This window comes from Aeromonas sp. QDB20, assembly GCF_027707805.1.
Lineage (GTDB): Bacteria > Pseudomonadota > Gammaproteobacteria > Enterobacterales > Aeromonadaceae > Aeromonas > Aeromonas dhakensis.
This window is the reverse complement of the sequence record NZ_JAPCJC010000006.1, coordinates 274141-292901: the sequence shown is the minus strand read 5'-3', so window position 1 is coordinate 292901 and position 18761 is coordinate 274141. Positions and strand designations below refer to the sequence as shown.

The following is an 18761-nucleotide window of genomic DNA, read 5'->3' as shown; positions in this document are numbered from 1 at the left end:
TGGTTGCCGATCAGGGTGTGCAGACCGGGCAGAGGGCGTAGGTGCCCTGCGGATCGTTGAAGCGGGTCAGCGGGTCCAGGCTGCGGTTCACCTCCACCAGCGCCTTGCCAAGGCCGGCCGGCAGCCAGCTCTGCAGGTGCGAAGCCAGCACCTGGGCGCTGCTGTCGAACAGCTGGCGCAGGAACTTGTCTTTGGCCGACTCTTCCTGCTCGATGGGGGCGACCTGCCACTCCTTGAGGTTGGCCAGCTCGGCTGCCGCCTTGATGGCCGCCTCCTGATCGCCAAACTCGTCCACCAGGCCCAGTGCCTTGGCGTCCTGGCCGGTCCAGACCCGGCCCTCGGCCGCTTTCTCGGTCTCTTCCGGGCTCAGGCCACGGCCCTTGCTCACCAGACCGACGAAGCGCTGGTAGGTATCTTCCACGTTCAGCTGGATCGCCTGGCCGACGTGTTCCGGCAGGGCCCGGGTCAGGCCGACGCCGACATAATCGGTGGTGCCAACACCGTCGGTGTGCACCCCGTACTGGGAGAGTGCCTTGTCGATGGTGGCGAACATGCCGAACACCCCGATGGAGCCGGTGAGGGTGGTGGGGGAGGCGAAGATCTTGTCCGCATCGGCGGAGATCCAGTAACCGCCGGAGGCGGCGTAGCTGCCCATGGAGATCACCACCGGCTTGCCGGCCTGCTTGAGGGCCAGCAGCTCGGCGCGGATCTGCTCGGCTGCGAAGGCGCTGCCGCCCGGGCTGTCGACCCGCAGCACCACGGCCTTCACCTTGTCATCGCGGCGGGCATCGGCCAGCAGATCGGAGAGGCTGTCACCGCCTATGGTGCCGGCAGGCTGGACACCATCCATGATGGCGCCGCTGGCGACGATGAGGCCCACCTCATCCTTGCCGCTCTGGGGATACTGGTTCGGAATGGCGGCCAGGTACTCCTTGAGGCCAACCCCCTTCCAGCCGTGGTCATCGCTCTCGCCCACTTCTTTGATCACCGCCTGGGTCATCTCGTCGCGGGTTGCCAGCTGGTCCACCAGGCCGTTGTCGAGGGCGTAGTTGGCCGCGTTGCCGCCGGCCTTGCGCAACAGCTCGAGGAAGCGATCCTTGCCCGGCGCCACGGCGTCCGGTTCGATTTCGCGCTGCTCGGCCACGTCGGCCACATAGGATTGCCACAGCTGATCCAGCCAGCGCTGGTTCGCTTCCTTGCTCTCGGGGGACATCTCGTCGCGGGTATAGGGTTCGACGAAAGACTTGTAGGTACCGACCTTGAACACGTGCGGGGTGATGTTGAGCTTCTCCAGCGCCGACTTGTAGTAGGTCTGGTAGACGCCGAGCCCCTCGATCACCACGGCGCCGCTCTGGTTGAGCAGCACGTGATCGGCGTGGGCGGCCAGCAGGTACTGGCCCTGGGTGTAGAAGTCGGCCATGGCGATGACCGGCTTGCCGCTCTCCTTGAATGCATCGATGGCGCTCGCCACCTCCTGCAGTTTGGAGAAGCTGGTGCCCTGCAGCCCCTGGGGCTTGATCACCAGTGCCTTGATGCGATCGTCATCCTTGGCGTTCTTGATGGCCCACAGCAGATCGGAGAGGACGATCTCGCTGGGCAGCTCGTCGCTGTTGTCCACCTGGCGCAGCAGCTGCACCGTGGGGTCGGTTTGCGAGCGCTGTTCCACCAGTACGCCGGAGAGATTGAGGGTGAGGGCCCCTTCGATGGGGGCGCTGGGGGCCTCTTTCTGGCTGACGCTGAAAACGATGATCAAGACCACGACGAGAAACAGCAGATTGACCAGCATCAGCCGGGTGAAATTGAGCAGGCGCCACAGGCTGCGAAACAGCCAACCCAGACCTTTGAAAATAGACATAGTCGCGTTATCGCCCTGTTAATGGGGAGGGAAGCGCCATTATTAACCAGTTGGCCGGTGAAATGCCATTTCCGCTTGGAGAGGATTGGAGCCGGTGAGTTCGGAACACGTCTGTTCGCCGAAAAATTGTCCAAACATTTGTTTGAAAAAGCATTTTTGATTCTTTACTCTAGCCTCGGTTTGATAACAAAAAATTAACTGGAGGCCCTGTGAGCCGCCCACCCATGCTGCCGCCTTGTTCCAGGCCTGAGTCCGGACGGCGGGGGATGGGCGTGGTGCCATCCAGCCCGGCCCCGACAAGGAGTTCATGATGAGCCGTTACCCGACCCTGCTGACCCCCCTCGATCTGGGCTTTACCCAGCTGCGCAACCGCGTGTTGATGGGATCCATGCACACCGGCCTCGAAGAGGAGAAGGGGGGCTTTGACAAGCTGGCCGCCTTCTATGGCGAGCGGGCCCGGGGCGGGGTCGGCCTCATCGTGACCGGCGGCATCGCCCCCAACCTGCGCGGTCGGCTGGTGCCCCACGGCTCCCAGCTGAGCTTTCCCTGGCAGGTGGCCAAGCACAAGAAGGTGACCAGTGCGGTGCATCAGGAAGGGGGCAAGATAGCGCTGCAGATCCTCCATGCCGGCCGCTACGCCTATCATCCGTTCAGCCTGGCGCCGAGTGCCCTCAAGGCCCCCATCTCTCCGTTCAAGCCGCGCGCCATGAGCGAACGGCAGATCCGCGGCACCATCCGCGACTTCGCCGCCACCGCGCAACTGGCCAGGAGCGCGGGCTACGACGGGGTCGAGGTGATGGGCTCGGAAGGCTACCTCATCAACCAGTTCATCTGCGAGCGCACCAACAAGCGCACCGACGGCTGGGGTGGCAGCAGCGAAAACCGCATGCGCTTCCCGGTGGAGATTGTCCGCGCCATCCGCGAGCGGGTCGGGCCGGATTTCATCATCATCTTCCGCCTCTCCATGCTGGATCTGGTGGAGCAGGGCTCGACCCTGGAAGAGGTGATTGCGCTTGGCAAGGCGCTGGAGCAGGTGGGGGTCACCCTCATCAACACCGGCATCGGCTGGCACGAGGCGCGTATTCCCACCATCGCCACCAGCGTGCCGCGCGGCGCCTTCAGCTGGGTGACGGCGGAGCTGAAAAAACACCTCAAGGTGCCGCTCATCACCACCAACCGCATCAACACCCCCGAGGTGGCCGAGCGCATTCTGGCGGGCGGCGAGGCGGATATGGTCTCCATGGCGCGCCCCTTCCTGGCCGACCCTGAATTTGTCATCAAGGCGGCCGAAGACAGGGCGGACGAGATCAACACCTGCATCGCCTGTAACCAGGCCTGCCTCGACCACATCTTCAAGCAGAAGCGTGCCTCCTGCCTGGTCAATCCGCGTGCCTGCTTCGAGACCGAGCTCAACTTCGGCCGGGTGCCCCAGCCCAAGAAGCTGGCGGTGGTGGGGGCCGGTCCGGCCGGGCTGGCGTTTGCCTGCTACGCTGCCGAGCGTGGCCATCAGGTGAGCCTGTTCGATCAGGCGAGCGAGATCGGTGGCCAGTTCAACTTCGCCAAGCAGATCCCGGGCAAGGAGGAGTTTCACGAAACCCTGCGCTACTTTGCCAAGCGGCTGGAGAAGTGCGGCGTCGAGCTCTATCTGGGTCAGCGCCAGAGCGCCGAGAGCCTGCTTGGCGGCGGCTTTGACGAGGTGATCCTCGCCACCGGCATCCGCCCGCGCACCCCCAACATTCCGGGTATCGAGCATCCCAAGGTGATGAGTTACCTCGATGTCTTGCGGGATCACAAACCGGTGGGCGAGAAGGTGGCGGTGATCGGGGCCGGCGGCATCGGCTTTGACGTGGCCGAATATCTGGTGGAAAAACGGGCGGATGGGGGCCAGAGCCGGGATCACTGGCTCAAGGAGTGGGGCATCGACAAGCAGCTCGGCGAGCGCGGCGGTCTGACGACCCCGGTGATCGACGCCCCCGAGCGCCAGATCTGGCTGCTCCAGCGCAAGGAGAGCAAGGTGGGCGACGGCCTGGGCAAGACCACCGGCTGGATCCACCGCACCGTGCTCAAGAACCGCAAGGTGGAGATGCTCTCCGGCGTGCAGTACCTGCGCATCGACGACGAGGGGCTCCACATCCGGGTGGGCGACCAGCAGCAGTGCCTGCCGGTGGATCAGGTGATCATCTGCGCCGGCCAGGAACCCCTCAAGGAGCTGCAGGCCGGTCTGCAGGCGGCGGGCAAGCCGGTACACATCATCGGCGGGGCCGATGTGGCCGCCGAGCTGGACGCCAAGCGCGCCATCCGCCAGGGGGCCGAGCTGGCGGCGGTCATCTAGTCGACGGGCCGCCATGTATTGCGACAAACCCCTGAGGCTCAGGGGTTTTCTTCATACGGTGCTGTGCTAAGGTAGCGCCATCATAGCCCCTGACAAGGAACTGCTCATGGATGCCCTCCACCTGTTACTCAACCGCCACTCCTGTGGCCGTCTGGCCGAGCCGGCTCCCGCCGGCGAGATACTCGACAATATCCTCAAAGCCGGGCTGCGGGCGCCGGATCACGGCACCCTGACCCCCTGGCAGTTCATCCTGTTCGAAGGGGAGGGCCGCGAGCGGTTGGGCACCCTTTTGGCGGAAGCCGCCCGTAGCCGCGGTGAGGATGAAGAGAGCATCAAGAAGTGCCGGGAAGCACCGCTGCGCGCACCGCTGGTGATCGCGGTGGCGACCCGCCATCAGAAGCACCCCAAGGTGCCGCGACTGGAGCAGGAGCTTTCCGCCGGCTGCGCCCTGATGGCGATGCAGATGGCGGCCCAGGCCCAGGGCTTCAACGGCATCTGGCGCTCCGGCTGGTTTATCTTTGACGAGCAGATCCAGGCCGGCCTTGGCCTTGGTACAGACGATCAGCTGGTGGGCTTCCTCTACCTCGGCACCCCCATGCTGGAGGCCCGCAAGCTGCGCGAGCTGCCGGTGAGCGAATTCGTGCGCCGCTTCTAGTCCGATGAACTGTCGATAAAGCCCTGACTTGTCAGGGCTTTTTTGTTTCTGGCGACAGGCTGTACTGATATTTGAAGGATTGCCAAGAGGCAGGCCGTGGCTGGCAGGGAATTTTTTAAATAGTGAGATGCCGTTCTCAATCCTGGTTTATTACGCTATGTAAAACGTTTGCGCCTCGTTAATATCCCTGTGCCAGTTTAGAAGGTGACCCCTTCTAATTTTCTGCGATGAGAGTCGCAATTCCGTAGCACCTTTTTACAGCCCAACGTCTTGATGACATTGGGCTTCATTTTTATGGGTGTTTTTCAGGTGCCGGTCCCCTTAACTCCCTGATACCGGCAACCCCACCTTTTTACAGGCCATCATGGTCTTGATGACATTGGGCTTCATTTTTTTGGGCGTTTTTTAGGTACCGGTACCCTCAACCTCCTAGGACCGGAAAGGTCGCCTTTTTACAGGCCAGCATGGTCTTGATGACATTGGGCTTCATTTTTATGGGCGCTTTTCAGGCGCCGATCCCCTTAATTCCGTAGCGCCCGGCGCGCGCCGCTAGCTTACCGGCGTCTTGCCTTTGGCGGGCAGCACGCGGGCCGGGTTGCCGGCCACCCGGGCGCCGGCCGGCACGTCTTTGGTGACCACGGCTCCGGCGCCCACGATGGCCTCCCGCCCTATGGTGACGCCGGGCAGCAGGATGGCGCCGCCACCGATCCAGACCCGGTCCTCGATGGTGACCGGCAGCGCGGTCTCGACCCCCTGAGTCCGCTCATCGGCGTCCAGCGCATGGGCGGCGGTGTAGATCTGCACGTTCGGCCCTATCATCACCTCGGCGCCGATGCGAATGGGGGCGTTGTCCAGCAGGGTGGCCCCCATGTTGATGTAGCTGCGCTCGCCAAGATAGATGTGGCGGCCATAGGTGCAGTAGAGGGGCGGGCAGATAAAGGCGCCCTGAGCCAGCTCACCGACGATCTGCTGCAGCAGCGCCAGCTGTTCATCCTCCTCGTCGCTGCGATTGAAGCGGCGGTACAGGCGGGCCGCCTCCCGGCGCAGCAGATCCAGTTCCGGTGCCATGCAGTTGTAAGGCTGGCTGGCGATCATCTTGTCGTACTCGGTCATGGGGGCTCCTGTGGCTTGTCTTTGTGGCGCCTGGGTTACACATGCTAGCGGCCCGGTCGCCGGATAACCGTGATCAGCGGCCCGCTACGGGCAGCACCAGATTGGTCGGTCTGCCCTCGGCAAAGGCAATCAGGTTGTCAAAGGCGGCCTGAAAGTAGAGTTGGTAGCTGTTGCGCTCCACATAGCCGAGATGGGGCGTGGCCAGCACATTGGGCAGGTGCAGCAAAGGCTCGCTCTGCGCCGTGGCGGGCTCTGCGTCGAACACGTCGAGCGCTGCACGCCGGGTGGGGTTGGCGGCGAGTTCGGCATAAAGGGCGCCGGGCTCGACAAGCTCCGCCCGACTGACGTTGACCAGCAGGGAGTCGGCCTTCATCCGCGCGAGATCGGCGCGGGTCACGCAGCCACGGGTGGCCTCGTTCAGGCGCAGATGCAAAGAGAGGATGTCGGCCTCGCGAAAGAAGCTCTCCTTGTCACTGGCGCTGGCATGGCCATCCTGCTCGGCCTGCCGGCGGGAGCCCTCGCTACCCCAGATCAGCACCGACATGCCGAAGGCCCGACCGTAACCGGCCACCAGTCTGCCAATCTTGCCGTAGCCCCAGATGCCGAGCGTCAGCCCCTGCAAGGTACGCCCCAGCCCCAGTGTGCCGGACTGCTGCCACTGCCCCTGGGCGAGGGCATGGCAATAGGCCGGGAGGTGGCGGGAGGCCGCCATGATGAGGGCCCAGCAGAGCTCGGCGGGCGCCACCGGGCTGCCGATGCCTTCGGCGACGGCCACCCCGTGGCGCTGACACAGGAGGGGGTCGATATGCTGGCTGATCTTGCCGGTCTGGCTGATGAGCCGAAGGGAGGGGAGCCTGCGCAGCAAGGCTTCGTCGATGCGGGTGCGCTCGCGGATGAGCACCAGCGCCTCCACCCCTGCCAGCCTGGCGGCAAGGCGCTCGGGGTCAGGTTCGCTTCGGGTGAGAATGGTGACGTCGTGGCCCGCCAGGCGGGTAAAGCAGGGTAGATGACGCACCTGATCCTGATAGTCATCCAGTATGGCAATCCGCATAAGCACTCCGTGTCTCAAGGGGGACTGGCGGCCTATCCTACCGGAAACGGGGTGAGCTGTGTGGTCAAATGAGCATGTATGGCGCTGGGTGGTGGAATCAGCGAAGAAGCGGTTGCCGCCGGCGGACCGAAAACAGACGGGGCTCCCGTGTGGGAGCCCCGTTGATAGTTTGGCAAGTGCCGCTTAGCCGAGTTTGCGGCCGATGGGTTGGCAGCCACCGTGGCTTGTTGCTTATCAGCCGAGTTTACGGCCGATGGGTTGGCTGCCGCTGTGGCTAGTTGTTTATCAGCCGAGTTTACGGCCGATGGGTTGGCTGCCGCTGTGGCTTATTGCTTATCAGCCGAGTTTACGGCCGATGGGTTGGCAGCCGCCATGGCTTGTTGCTTATCAGCCGAGTTTGCGGCCGGAGAGGCGGCACCACTCTTCCTTGACGGCGGTCGGGTCCATCTCGAACCACTGGCCGTAGATGGTCTCCAGCTCCGGCGCCTGGCTTTCCAGCACGCCGGAGAGGGCCATCAGGCTGCCCGCCTTGCCGTGGCCGGCGATGAGCGGCGCCAGCTCGCGCAGCGGGCCGGCCAGGATGTTGGCGACCACCACGTCCGCTTCGACATCTTGCGGCTGATCCGCCGGCAGGTAGAGTTCGATCTGATCGGCGACGCCATTGCGCATCGCGTTGTCACGGCTGGCCTGGATGGCCTGCGGATCGATGTCGATGCCGATGACCCGGGCCGCGCCCAGTTTCAGGGCGGCGATGCCGAGGATGCCGGAGCCGCAACCAAAGTCGACCACTGTCTTGCCAGCCAGATCCAGCCCGTCCAGCCACTGCAGGCAGAGCGCCGTGGTGGGGTGGGTACCGGTACCGAAGGCCAGACCCGGGTCCAGCATGACGTTGACCGCATCGGGGTTCGGCACGTCGCGCCAGCTCGGGCAGATCCACAGCCGCTCACCGAACTGCATGGGGTGGAAGTGATCCATCCACTCGCGCACCCAGTCCTTGTCTTCCAGCTGCTCCACCTTGTAGCCCACGTCTTCACCGAAGATCTGCTGGAAGAAGGCGATGGTGGGCGCCGGATCGGTTTCGGCGTCGAACAGCCCCATTACTTCGGTCTCGCCCCACAGCGGGGTTTCACCCGGCATGGGTTCATAGACGGGCACATCCTTGGCATCCATAAAGGTCACCGCCTGGGCACCACGCCCCAGCAGCATGTTGCTCACCTTGTCTGCGGTCTTGGCAGTGGCGTTGATTCGAATTTGTATCCAGGGCATGGCGTCGACTCTTCATAAATGTGAAACCGCGGGATTCTATCATCATGGGCGTGTGCTGTCGTGGTTTGCCCATGCAGTGTGGTGGAGGAGGCAGGCTTTGCCGAGTTGGCACGGTTCATGTATTCCTCATTGGGTGACGGGAAGCAACCTGTTCCCGCTGAATGCTTTGCTCTAGGAAAGTTCCGTCATCTTTTTCAGCCACCTTCGGGTGGCTTTTTTTTGCCCGCAGAGTGGCCCGGGGCTGCAGACCTCGGTGGCAGGGCACAATGTGGCAAGAAAGCGGGGAGGGGGGCGAGATTGGCACACTAGCTGCAAAGGTTCAGAGGTCCTGCATAAGGATATGTGTGTGATTGTTACCCCAACGTTCAGGTATTTAGGGCCATCCCGGCGGGATGGCCCCTTTTTTTTGGCTTTTTTATGGTGAAGCTGCGTGGTGACTGTCTGTTGCCTGATATGTGCTGTGCAGTGATGGGGCTTGTCACTGGTGAGTTCACCCCATGATGGTGCAGTTTTTACCCATAAGGGATTAGTTGCCGAACCGGCTCATGTCGATCACCAGCTTGCCCACCATGCGGCCGGCTTCCACCTCGGCATGGGCCTGAGCCAGGGTCGTCGGGGTCAGCTCGGGTACCACCTTGCTGAGGGTGCTCTTGACCACGCCCTGATCCACCAGGGCGGCGACCAGCCCCAACAGGTTGTGCTGCTCAATCATGTCCGGGGTCTGGAACAGGGAGCGGGTAAACATGAACTCCTGGCTGAAGGTGACGCTCTTGCTCTTGAGCAGGGAGAGATCCCAGGGCTCGCTCGATTCGGCGATGGTGCAGATATGGCCGAACGGGCTGATGAGGCTGGCCATGGCATCCCAGTGCTGCTCGGTGGCATTGGTGCAGAAGATGGCGTCCACCTGGTTGATGCCGAGGGCGGTGAGCTCCTCTTGCAACTGGTGATGGCTCACCACCTGGTGGGCCCCCATCTGCAGGCACCAGGCCCGGGTTTCGGGGCGCGAGGCGGTGGCGATCACCTCCATGCCGGTGAGCTGGCGGGCCAGCTGGATGGCGATGGAGCCGACCCCGCCGGCGCCGCCGATGATGAGCAGTCGTCCGCGGCTCTCGCGGCTGAGGCTCATGCGTTCGAACAGGGTCTCCCAGGCGGTGATGGCGGTGAGCGGCAGGGCGGCCGCTTCCAGGTCGCTCAGGCTGGCGGGGGCGAGGGCGGCGATGCGCTCATCCACCAGTTGCAGGGCGCTGTTGCTGCCTGGGCGGCTGATGTCGCCGGCATACCAGACCCGGTCGCCCGCCTTGAACAGGGTCACCTCGCGGCCGACGGCGATCACCTCGCCCACGGCGTCCCAGCCCAGCACCCGCGGGCTGCTCTCGACCTTGGCCTTGGGGGCGCGCACCTTGGTGTCGACCGGGTTGATGGAGGTGGCGTTGACCCGCACCAGCAGGTCGCGCGGGCCCGGCGTCGGGTCGGCCAGATTGGCCTCGATAAAGCAGTCGGGATGATCGCTCGGCAGATAGTGGGTCAGGGCGATGGCTTTCATGGCAGTTCCTTTCAAATCGGTTGGATGGGGATTGCCAGCCACTCTAGTCTGGTTGATTATTCAGATTAAGATGGGTAATTGGTAAAGACTGTTTGAATATATGAACAATGTCGAACTGGAGCTGATGGGGCTGTTTGCCACCGTGGTGGAGCAGGGCAGTTTTACCGGCGCGGCCGAGCTGCTTGGCATGCCCAAATCCTCGGTCAGCCAGAAGATCTCGCGGCTCGAATCCCAGCTCGGGGTGCGCCTGTTGCAGCGCACCACCCGCCGGCTGAGCCTGACCCCGCAGGGAGAGGTCTATGTGGAGCAGTGCCGGGCGCTGCTGGCGCTGGCCCGCAGCGCCAATCTGGCGATGGCGCGGCTGCGCGCGGCCCCGGCCGGGCGGGTGCGGATCACCGCCCCCGAGGCCACTGGCACCCTGCTGCTCGGCCGGATCCTGGCGGAGTTTCGAGCCCTCTATCCCGAGGTGGTGCTTGAGCTGACCCTCTGCGATGAGCAGCTCGATCTGGTGGGGGAGGGTTACGATCTGGCGCTGCGGGCGGCGCCGCTGAAAGACTCCAGCCTCATCTGCCGGCGCATCGGTCAGGTGCCGCGCCATCTGGTGGCGGCCCCCGCCTATCTGGCGGCCCACGGCATGCCGCAACAGCTGAGCGAGCTGGGTCGATACGCCTGCCTGGTGCACACGTCGCTGCCGGTGTGGCCGCTGCAGGAGGGGGGCTGGCGGCCGCAGGGGGCCTGCATCAGCAACAGCCTGCTGGCGCTGCGGGAGCTGGCCATCAATGAAGGGGGAATTGCCCTGCTGCCCCATCACGTCTGCGAAGGGGATCTGGCGAGTGGCCGCTTGCAGAAGGTGTTGCCCGAGCTCGCCGTGCCGCCCAACCCCTTCTACCTCATCTACCCGAGCCGGGAGCACCTGGCCCCCGCCCTGCGCAGCCTGATGGATTTTGTGGCCGAGCGCCTGCCGTTTGCCTGAGGCTACCAGCCGCTCTGGCCGGCCGACTCCTGATTGGGCTTGAGGCCGAGCGGCACCGACTGGCGTTCCGCCAGCATGCGGATCTGCCCCTCGATCAGGCTGGCGTTGGGGCCCAGCACCAGTACCAGCTGATGGTCATTGAGCTGGATCCAGGAGAGGCAGCCCAGCCCCAGCAGGCGGGATTGATCCACCAGCGAGATGTCGCGTACCCGCAGGCTGAGGCGGGTCAGGCAGACGCTCATCGCCTGCAGGTTGTCCATGCCCCCCAGCACCTTGAGGTACTGGATCGCCAGCATCTGGGGGTCGGAGGGGGCGACGCTCGCCAGCCGTGGGTGCTCCGGGGCGATGGGCTTGCTCGGCAGGCTGAGGGGCGTGCGCTCCAGCAGCTGATAAAACAGCAGGGTGTAGGCGACGAAGAACAGGATGCCGACCGGAATGAGCCAGAAGCTGTGCTCGCCGGCGTGGTAGCTCAGCACCAGATCCAGCAGGCCGGCGGAGAAGTAGCTGCCCACCTTGATGCCGAGCGCGCTGCAGGTGGCGAGTGACAGGCCGGTCAGCAGGGCGTGGGCCAGAAACAGCCAGGGGGCGGTGAAGGCGAACAGGAACTCGATGGGTTCGGTGATGCCCACCAGCGCCGAGGTGAGCGCCAGGGTGAGCAGCAATCCCCCCTGCGGCAGTCGCTGCATGCGCTGGCGGTGCAGCCAGATGGCGAAACAGGCGCCAGGCAGGCCGAACATGATGATGGGGTAGAGCCCGGCCACATAGCCTTCGTGCAGCGGCTGGGCGCTGGCCAGCGCCTGCAGGTTGCTCTCTCCCAGCCCGATGAGGCTGCCCAGCACCTGGTGCAGACCGAGCGGGATCAGCAGCCGGTTCAGCACGCCGTAGCAGAAGGCGCCGAGCGGGGTGGTGAGGAGTTCAGAGGCGAGCAGGGTGATGCCCTGCTCCAGCAGCGGCCAGAGCAGCGCGAGGGGGAAGGCCAGCAGCAGGCAGGCCAGCGCCGAGGCGAGCAGGCTGGTGAAATCGCCGTTGACCAGCCGCAGCCAGTGGGGCATGGGGTGGCGCTTGAGCCAGGGGTAGACGATGGCGGTGGTCAATCCCGCCAGCAGGCCGCAGATCATGTCGCTGTGCAGGCCGGGGGCCAGGGTGCCGAGCGCCGAGCTCAGCAGCAGGAAGTTGACCGCCCCGGCCAGCGCCTGGCTCCCCTCGCCCTGGCGGCTCAGCCCGAAGGCGATGGCCACCGCATAGATAAGCGGCATCTGGCTGAACAGGGCGCGACCGGTGAGGGAGAGTACCGCCAGATCCAGCACGTCCGGCTGGCCGAGCCGATAGAGCAGCGCGGCCAGCGGCAGGATGGAGACCGGCAGCAACAGGGCGTAACCGAGTCGCTGCAGGGCTTGGGTCAGGATCTGTCTGGCGTTCTGGACGGGCATAAGGGCGCACTGTTTTGTGACATGGCGCACAGTTTACCCTTAAAGCACCCATTTTGGGATAGTTTCGGAACCCTTTATTAATCCATTTCTGAACAAGGTTCGAAGAGTCGCCGCACGCTCTGGCTCGGAGCCGGGGTGAGCAGGCTGACCAGCACGAAGGCGATCAGCCCCAGCGCCAGGCTCGGCACTATGGCGTGCAGGCCGGCCAGCTTGATCCCCCACTGGCTCAAGATGCCGTAGCAGAGAATGCCGCACACCATGCTGGCCAGGGCTCCCGGGCCGTTGGCCCGTGACCAGTAGAGGCCGAGCACCAGCGGCCAGAGGAACACCGCCTGCAGGCCACCGAAGGCGAGCAGGTTGAGCCAGATGATCATCTCGGGGGGCTGCAGCGCCGCCAGCAGCACCAGGGTACCCAGGATCAGGGTGCAGAGCAGGGAGAGGCGCGGCACCCGTACCTCCAGCTTCTCCTGGCCGGCCTTCTCCGGGCTCAGGTAGTTGAGGTAGAGATCCTTCACCAACGTGGCGGAGGCCTGGATCAGTTGGGAGTCGATGGTGGACATGATGGCCGCCATGGGGGCCGCCAGGAAGACCCCGGCCAGCCAGGGGGGCAGCACTTCCATCATCAGGGAGGGCATGATCTTGTCCGGGCTGTCCATGCCGGGCAGGATGGCGCGGCCCAGCGCCCCGGCCAGGTGCATGCCGAACATCAGGAAGGCGCTGACGATGGTGCCGATCAGGATGCCGCGGTGCAGCGCCTTGCTGTCGCGATAGCCAAAACAGCGCAGGGCCGAGTGGGGCAGTCCCACCACCCCGACGCAGACCAGTACCCAGAAGCTCAGCATGAAGGGCTGGGTCAGCATGTCGCCGGCCCCCTGCGGGCTCACCAGCTTGGGATCGATCGCCTTGAGCTGGTGGATAAGGTTGGGCAAACCATCCCCCGCGATCAGGATCCCCGCCAGCAGGGCGCCGGTGCCGATCAGCATGATGATCCCCTGCAGCGCATCCGTCATCACCACGGCGCGAAAGCCGCCGATCACCGTGTAGAGCAGCACGCAGCCGGCAAACAGCAAGAGTCCCTGCTGGTAAGAGAGGCCGGTGGCGGTCTCCAGCAGGCGGGCGCCGCCGATGAACTGCACCACCATGGTGGCGATGAAGGCGAGGATGATGGTGACCGAGCCCAGCACCACCACGGCCCTGCTCTGGTAGCGGGCCCACAGCATGTCGTTGATGGTCACCGCATTGACCCGGCGGGCGATGATGGCGAACTTCTTGCCAAGCACCCCCAGGGTGAGCCAGACGGTGGGCAGCTGGATCATCGCCAGCAGCACCCAGCCAAGGCCAATCTTGTAGGCGGCACCCGGCCCGCCGATGAAGGAGGAGGCCGAGGTGTAAGTGGCCACCAGGGTCATGGCCAGCACCAGGCCGCCCATGCTGCGGTTGCCGATGAAGTACTCCTGCACGAAGTCACCGCCCACCCGGTGGCGGCTGGCCCAGAAACCGACCCCCAGCACCAGCACCAGATAGATGCACAGCGGCAGCAGCAGCTCAAGATTCATGGGGCGGCTCCTTGTCATCGAGGGGTTGGGAGTCGAGGGGGATGTCCACGAACAGGCGATCCACCATCAGGCCGCACAGCACGATGAACAGCAGCGGCATCAGAATGCAGCTGAGCAGGAACCAGAGCGGCATATCCCAGAATTCGATCTCTTCGGGGATGAAATAGGCCGTGCCATACCAGGCAAGGAAGTAGAGCAGGGTCAGCAGCAGGCAGAGTGCTGCTTCCCGACGAGCGAGCGCAAAACGGTTCACCTTGGCCTCCGACAATTTCGAGGGGCGCAAGGATAACAAAAAAGGGCCATGTCGCCATGGCCCTTTTTCAGCAGAAGATCTGCGGACGCGAGTCTTACAGACCCAGCTTCTTGTGCAGGTAGTGGATATTGGTACCACCGTGCTGGAAGTTTTCGTCCTTCATGATCTCTTTTTGCAGGGAGACGTTGGTCTTGATCCCTTCCACCACCAGCTCGTCCAGCGCCTGACGCATGCGGGCAATGGCGACGTCGCGGTTTTCACCGTAACAGATCAGCTTGCCGATCATGGAGTCGTAGTAGGGCGGCACCTTGTAGCCGGCGTAGATGTGGGAGTCCCAACGCACGCCCAGACCACCCGGCGCGTGGAAGCGCTGGATCAGGCCAGGAGACGGCATGAAGGTGGCCGGGTCTTCTGCGTTGATCCGGCACTCGATGGCGTGGCCACGGATGCGGATGTCCTGCTGGGTGATCGACAGGGGCTGGCCGGCGGCGATGCGCAGCTGCTCCTTGATGAGGTCGACGCCGGTGACCATCTCGGTAACCGGGTGCTCTACCTGGATACGGGTGTTCATCTCGATGAAATAGAACTCGCCGTTTTCGTACAGGAACTCGAAAGTACCCGCACCGCGGTAGCCGATCTCGATACAGGCGCGCACGCAGCGCTCACCGATGAACTTGCGCATCTCGGCGGTGATGCCCGGCGCCGGTGCCTCTTCGACCACCTTCTGGTGGCGACGCTGCATGGAGCAGTCGCGCTCGCCCAGATAGAGGGCGTTGCCCTGGCCGTCTGCCAGCACCTGGATCTCGATGTGGCGCGGGTTCTCCAGGTACTTCTCCATGTAGACCATGTCGTTCTTGAAGAACTGGCCTGCTTCGGACTTGGTCAGCGCGATGGCGGCAGCCAGCTCGGCTTCGCTGCGCACCACGCGCATGCCGCGACCACCACCGCCACCGGCGGCCTTGATGATCACCGGGTAGCCGATGCGCTTGGCAATGGCGGCGTTGTGTTTGGCATCGCTGTCAACCGGACCGTCGGAGCCCGGTACGCAGGGTACGCCCGCCTTCTTCATCGCCTCGATGGCGGAGACCTTGTCACCCATCAGGCGAATGGTCTCGGCGCGCGGGCCGATGAAGACGAAGCCGGATTTCTCGACCACTTCGGCAAAGTCGGCGTTCTCGGAGAGGAAGCCGTAGCCGGGGTGAATGGCAACGGCACCGGTCACCTCGGCGGCGGCGATGATCGCCGGCACGTTGAGGTAGGAGTCGGTACTGGCCGGCTTGCCGATACAGATGGTTTCGTCGGCCAGCAGCACATGCTTGAGCTCCCGGTCGGCGGTGGAGTGAACGGCCACTGTCTTGATCCCGAGCTCTTTGCAGGCGCGCAGGATCCGCAGGGCAATTTCACCGCGGTTGGCGATGACTACTTTGTCCAACATGGGTGGCGATTTCCCTTATTCGATGATGAACAGCGGCTCGTCAAATTCGACGGCCTGACCATTTTCAACCAGGATCGCTTTGATCACGCCGGCCTTGTCGGATTCGATTTGGTTCATCATTTTCATGGCTTCGACGATGCACAGGGTATCGCCGACATTGACGTGCTGGCCCACTTCCACGAACGGCTTGGCTTCCGGGCTGGAAGAGCGGTAGAAGGAACCGACCATGGGGGAGCGCATCAGGTGACCGGCCGGGGTGGCGTCGGCAGCAGGTGCTGCGGCGGCCGGGGCGGCGGCGACAGGAGCGGCTACCGGAGCAGCAACCTGCGGCATGATCATCTGTGGAGCAGCGGTCACCTGACCGGAGAAGTTGCGGCTGATGCGAACGGACTCTTCACCTTCGGAGATCTCCAGTTCGGCGATGCCGGACTCTTCAACCAGTTCAATCAGCTTCTTGATTTTGCGGATATCCATTAGCATTCTCTTTCTTCTTTATCTGATCAGTGATTATCAAGCCGCGCGCAACTGGTGCACGGCCGCGGTTAAAGCGAATTGGTAGCCATCGGCCCCCAGCCCACAAATGACCCCCTTGGCGACATCAGACAGATAGGAGTGATGACGGAAGGGTTCCCTGGCGTGGACGTTGGACAGGTGAACCTCGATAAAGGGGATGGCCACACCCAGCAGCGCATCGCGGATGGCGACGCTGGTGTGGGTGAATGCGGCCGGATTGATGATGATGAAGTCCACCTGACCCATGGCCTGGTGGATGCGGCCGACCAGCTCATGTTCGGCGTTGGATTGCAGGTGTTCCAGTGTGACCCCGAGTTCGCCGGCACTTAGCGTCAGATCGGCGACGATCTCATCGAGCGTCTTGCTGCCGTAGATGCCCGGTTCCCGTTTGCCCAGCAGGTTCAGGTTTGGCCCGTTGAGCAGGAGAATTCGGTGTTTTTGCGACATATTGAGTACATCCTCGATGATAATGCTGCTATCTGTCAGCTATCTTGTGGACTACCAGAAATCTAGCCATTTTCTGCTCAAATCGGTGTGCACTGGCACACAGATTTCGCAATTATATTGATTTCGTGAAAATTAGCAGCATTTTACTGGTCTAATCTCTACATCTGTCTGTTTTTTGCTCTATTAGGTCGGCTGTCAAAACACTCACTGGCAGGAATGACAAAGCCGGCACAGGGCCGGCTTTGGAGGCAAAAGGCAGACGGGATCAGGCGGCTTCGGACTTCTCGCGAATGAGTTTGTCCACTACGCCCGGATCCGCCAGGGTGGAGATATCCCCCAGGCTGTCGGTCTCGCCGGTGGCGATCTTGCGCAGAATTCGCCGCATGATCTTGCCGGAACGGGTCTTGGGCAGCCCCTCGGCCCAGTGGATCACGTCCGGGGTGGCGATGGCGCCGATCTCCTTGCGGACCCACTCCTTCACCTCTTTATGCAGCTCCCGGCTCGGCTCTTCGCCGGCGATCAGGGTGACATAGGCATAGATGCCCTGACCCTTGATCTCGTGCGGCACGCCCACCACCGCCGCTTCGGCGATCTTGGGATGAGCCACCAGCGCGGATTCGATCTCGGCGGTGCCCATGCGGTGACCGGAGACGTTCAGTACATCATCCACCCGGCCGGTGATCCAGTAGTAGCCATCCTCGTCGCGACGGGCACCGTCGCCGGTGAAATAGCGGCCGGGGAAGGTGGAGAAGTAGGTCTGCTCGAAGCGCTCGTGATCGCCGAATACGGTGCGCATCTGACCCGGCCAGGAGTCGGTGATCACCAGGTTGCCCTCGGTGGCCCCCTCCAGCGGCTCGCCCATGTTGTCCACCAGCGCCGGCTGCACGCCGAAGAAGGGGCGGGTGGCCGAGCCTGGCTTGAGGTCGGTGACGCCGGGCAGCGGGCTGATGAGGATGCCGCCGGTCTCGGTCTGCCACCAGGTGTCGACGATGGGGCAACGCTCGTCGCCTATGGTGCGGTAGTACCACTCCCAGGCTTCCGGGTTGATGGGCTCGCCCACCGAGCCCATGATGCGCAGGCTCGAACGGGAGGTACCCTCAACGGCCTCGTTGCCCTTGGCCATCAGCGCGCGGATGGCGGTGGGGGCGGTGTAGAGGATGGTGACCTGGTGCTTGTCCACCACCTGGCTCATGCGGTTGGTCGCCGGGTAGTTGGGCACCCCTTCGAACATGATGGTGGTGGCGCCGTTGGCGAGTGGCCCGTAGACCAGGTAGGAGTGGCCGGTGACCCAGCCCACGTCGGCGGTACACCAGTAGATGTCCTCCTCGTGGTAGTCGAAGATGTACTTGAAGGTGAGGGTGGCATAGACCAGATAGCCGCCGGTGGTGTGCAGCACCCCTTTGGGCTTGCCGGTGGAGCCGGAGGTGTAGAGGATGAACAGCGGGTCTTCAGCCCCCATCGCCTCCGGCGGGCAGTCGCTGCTGACGGCAGCCGTTGCCTCATGCCACCACAGATCGCGGTGGTTGTGCCAGGCGATGTTGCCGCCGGTACGTTTGAGCACGATCACCTTGCTGACCTTGGTCTCCGGGTTGGTGAGCGCTTCATCCACATTCTTCTTGAGCGGCACCGGGCGGCCGCCACGCAGCCCCTCATCGGCGGTGACGACGATGGTGGAGCCGGAGTCGATGATGCGACCGGCCAGGGCTTCTGGCGAGAAACCGCCGAAGACGATGCTGTGCACGGCGCCGATGCGGGTACAGGCCAGCATGGCGATGGCCGCTTCCGGCACCATGGGCATGTAGAGGCAGACCACGTCGCCGCGATGCACCCCTTGTGCCTTCAGGACGTTGGCAAACTTGCACACCTCGGTGTGCAGCTCGCGATAGGTGAGCTTGCGATCCTCGGCCGGGTTGTCCCCTTCCCAGATGATGGCGACCTTGTCGCCGCGCTCGCTCAGATGGCGATCCAGGCAGTTGGCAGAGACGTTGAGCAGGCCGTCTTCATACCACTTGATGGAGACGTGGCCCGGATCGTAGGAGGTGTTCTTGACCCGGGTATAAGGCTTCATCCAGTCGAGGATCTTGCCCTGCTCGCCCCAAAAGGCATCCGGGTTCTGCACCGAGGCCTGGTACATGGCCTCATAGCCTGCCTTGTCCAGCAGGGCGCCCTGGCTGATGTGGGCTTTGACCGGGTAGACCTTGCTCTCGCTCATGTGTCACTCCTTTGAATACATTTTTGTAATGATTGGATAACAACTTATACCTTTGGCGGGGGAGGGCAATTAGACTTTTGGATAGATGGCAACATCCGCTTACAGTCGCGTCGATGACAATTCATCG

Annotated in this window: 15 protein-coding genes; 3 read left to right on the top strand and 12 right to left on the bottom strand. The window is 63.5% G+C overall.

All coding sequences use genetic code 11. The annotated features are described in order from the left end of the window. Positions 1–10: 10 nt before the first annotated feature. Positions 11–1855: a signal peptide peptidase SppA gene (gene sppA / locus PG897_RS10500; protein WP_201882011.1), complete on the bottom strand. Its 1845-nt coding sequence runs from the start codon at positions 1853–1855 to the stop codon at positions 11–13. Positions 1856–2165: 310 nt separating this feature from the next. Here sppA and PG897_RS10495 point away from each other — a divergent pair, with 310 nt between their 5' ends. Then, entirely contained in the window at positions 2166–4187 is a 2022-nt protein-coding gene (locus PG897_RS10495; RefSeq protein ID WP_043170299.1) for an NADPH-dependent 2,4-dienoyl-CoA reductase, read from the top strand. Positions 4188–4293: 106 nt separating this feature from the next. Next, positions 4294–4842, top strand: a complete 549-nt coding sequence (locus PG897_RS10490) for an NAD(P)H nitroreductase (RefSeq protein ID WP_024941480.1) — start codon at positions 4294–4296, stop codon at positions 4840–4842. Positions 4843–5391: 549 nt separating this feature from the next. Here PG897_RS10490 and PG897_RS10485 read toward each other — a convergent pair. From PG897_RS10485 to PG897_RS10470, 4 genes are all read right to left on the bottom strand, one after another. Next, positions 5392–5955: a sugar O-acetyltransferase gene (locus PG897_RS10485; protein ID WP_043170297.1), complete on the bottom strand. Its 564-nt coding sequence runs from the start codon at positions 5953–5955 to the stop codon at positions 5392–5394. A 73-nt stretch (positions 5956–6028) separates the two neighbouring features. Next, entirely contained in the window at positions 6029–7006 is a 978-nt protein-coding gene (locus PG897_RS10480) for a D-2-hydroxyacid dehydrogenase family protein (protein ID WP_043170296.1), read from the bottom strand. 387 nt (positions 7007–7393) lie between these two features. Next, positions 7394–8272, bottom strand: a complete 879-nt coding sequence (prmA, locus tag PG897_RS10475; RefSeq protein ID WP_005298012.1) for a 50S ribosomal protein L11 methyltransferase — start codon at positions 8270–8272, stop codon at positions 7394–7396. Positions 8273–8798: 526 nt separating this feature from the next. Continuing rightward, positions 8799–9815 (bottom strand): zinc-binding alcohol dehydrogenase family protein, encoded by a 1017-nt coding sequence (locus PG897_RS10470; protein WP_043170295.1) that lies wholly within the window; start codon positions 9813–9815, stop codon positions 8799–8801. 100 nt (positions 9816–9915) lie between these two features. Between PG897_RS10470 and PG897_RS10465 the strand changes: the two genes are divergently transcribed. Beyond that, positions 9916–10788: a LysR family transcriptional regulator gene (locus tag PG897_RS10465; protein WP_017779917.1), complete on the top strand. Its 873-nt coding sequence runs from the start codon at positions 9916–9918 to the stop codon at positions 10786–10788. 2 nt (positions 10789–10790) lie between these two features. Here PG897_RS10465 and PG897_RS10460 read toward each other — a convergent pair whose 3' ends face one another. From PG897_RS10460 to acs, 7 genes are all read right to left on the bottom strand, one after another. After that, positions 10791–12218, bottom strand: coding sequence for a PTS transporter subunit EIIC (locus PG897_RS10460; RefSeq protein ID WP_005298024.1), 1428 nt, complete (start codon positions 12216–12218; stop codon positions 10791–10793). Between the two features lie 77 nt (positions 12219–12295). Beyond that, complete coding sequence (panF, locus tag PG897_RS10455) at positions 12296–13774, bottom strand: sodium/pantothenate symporter (RefSeq protein ID WP_201885149.1); 1479 nt, start codon at positions 13772–13774, stop codon at positions 12296–12298. Then, positions 13764–14042, bottom strand: a complete 279-nt coding sequence (locus PG897_RS10450) for a YhdT family protein (RefSeq protein ID WP_010633080.1) — start codon at positions 14040–14042, stop codon at positions 13764–13766. Before PG897_RS10450 ends, panF begins: the two co-directional genes overlap by 11 nt. 79 nt (positions 14043–14121) lie before the next feature. Next, positions 14122–15462 (bottom strand): acetyl-CoA carboxylase biotin carboxylase subunit, encoded by a 1341-nt coding sequence (gene accC / locus PG897_RS10445; RefSeq protein WP_005298029.1) that lies wholly within the window; start codon positions 15460–15462, stop codon positions 14122–14124. 15 nt (positions 15463–15477) lie between these two features. Further along, a complete protein-coding gene (gene accB, locus PG897_RS10440) occupies positions 15478–15936 on the bottom strand; it encodes an acetyl-CoA carboxylase biotin carboxyl carrier protein (RefSeq protein WP_005298038.1) in 459 nt (152 codons plus the stop codon). 36 nt (positions 15937–15972) lie between these two features. Then, complete coding sequence (gene aroQ / locus PG897_RS10435) at positions 15973–16422, bottom strand: type II 3-dehydroquinate dehydratase (protein WP_005298040.1); 450 nt, start codon at positions 16420–16422, stop codon at positions 15973–15975. A gap of 265 nt (positions 16423–16687) precedes the next feature. Further along, positions 16688–18634, bottom strand: a complete 1947-nt coding sequence (acs, locus tag PG897_RS10430) for an acetate--CoA ligase (protein ID WP_005298042.1) — start codon at positions 18632–18634, stop codon at positions 16688–16690. Between the last annotated feature and the right edge of the window lie 127 nt (positions 18635–18761).

Bases quoted from the DNA above. Each gene is read 5' to 3' on its own strand.
- sppA (WP_201882011.1), bottom strand. From the start codon at position 1,855: ATGTCTATTTTCAAAGGTCTGGGTTGGCTGTTTCGCAGCCTGTGGCGC.
- PG897_RS10495 (WP_043170299.1), top strand. From the start codon at position 2,166: ATGAGCCGTTACCCGACCCTGCTGACCCCCCTCGATCTGGGCTTTACC.
- PG897_RS10490 (WP_024941480.1), top strand. From the start codon at position 4,294: ATGGATGCCCTCCACCTGTTACTCAACCGCCACTCCTGTGGCCGTCTG.
- PG897_RS10485 (WP_043170297.1), bottom strand. From the start codon at position 5,955: ATGACCGAGTACGACAAGATGATCGCCAGCCAGCCTTACAACTGCATG.
- PG897_RS10480 (WP_043170296.1), bottom strand. From the start codon at position 7,006: ATGCGGATTGCCATACTGGATGACTATCAGGATCAGGTGCGTCATCTA.
- prmA (WP_005298012.1), bottom strand. From the start codon at position 8,272: ATGCCCTGGATACAAATTCGAATCAACGCCACTGCCAAGACCGCAGAC.
- PG897_RS10470 (WP_043170295.1), bottom strand. From the start codon at position 9,815: ATGAAAGCCATCGCCCTGACCCACTATCTGCCGAGCGATCATCCCGAC.
- PG897_RS10465 (WP_017779917.1), top strand. From the start codon at position 9,916: ATGAACAATGTCGAACTGGAGCTGATGGGGCTGTTTGCCACCGTGGTG.
- PG897_RS10460 (WP_005298024.1), bottom strand. From the start codon at position 12,218: ATGCCCGTCCAGAACGCCAGACAGATCCTGACCCAAGCCCTGCAGCGA.
- panF (WP_201885149.1), bottom strand. From the start codon at position 13,774: ATGAATCTTGAGCTGCTGCTGCCGCTGTGCATCTATCTGGTGCTGGTG.
- accC (WP_005298029.1), bottom strand. From the start codon at position 15,462: ATGTTGGACAAAGTAGTCATCGCCAACCGCGGTGAAATTGCCCTGCGG.
- accB (WP_005298038.1), bottom strand. From the start codon at position 15,936: ATGGATATCCGCAAAATCAAGAAGCTGATTGAACTGGTTGAAGAGTCC.
- aroQ (WP_005298040.1), bottom strand. From the start codon at position 16,422: ATGTCGCAAAAACACCGAATTCTCCTGCTCAACGGGCCAAACCTGAAC.
- acs (WP_005298042.1), bottom strand. From the start codon at position 18,634: ATGAGCGAGAGCAAGGTCTACCCGGTCAAAGCCCACATCAGCCAGGGC.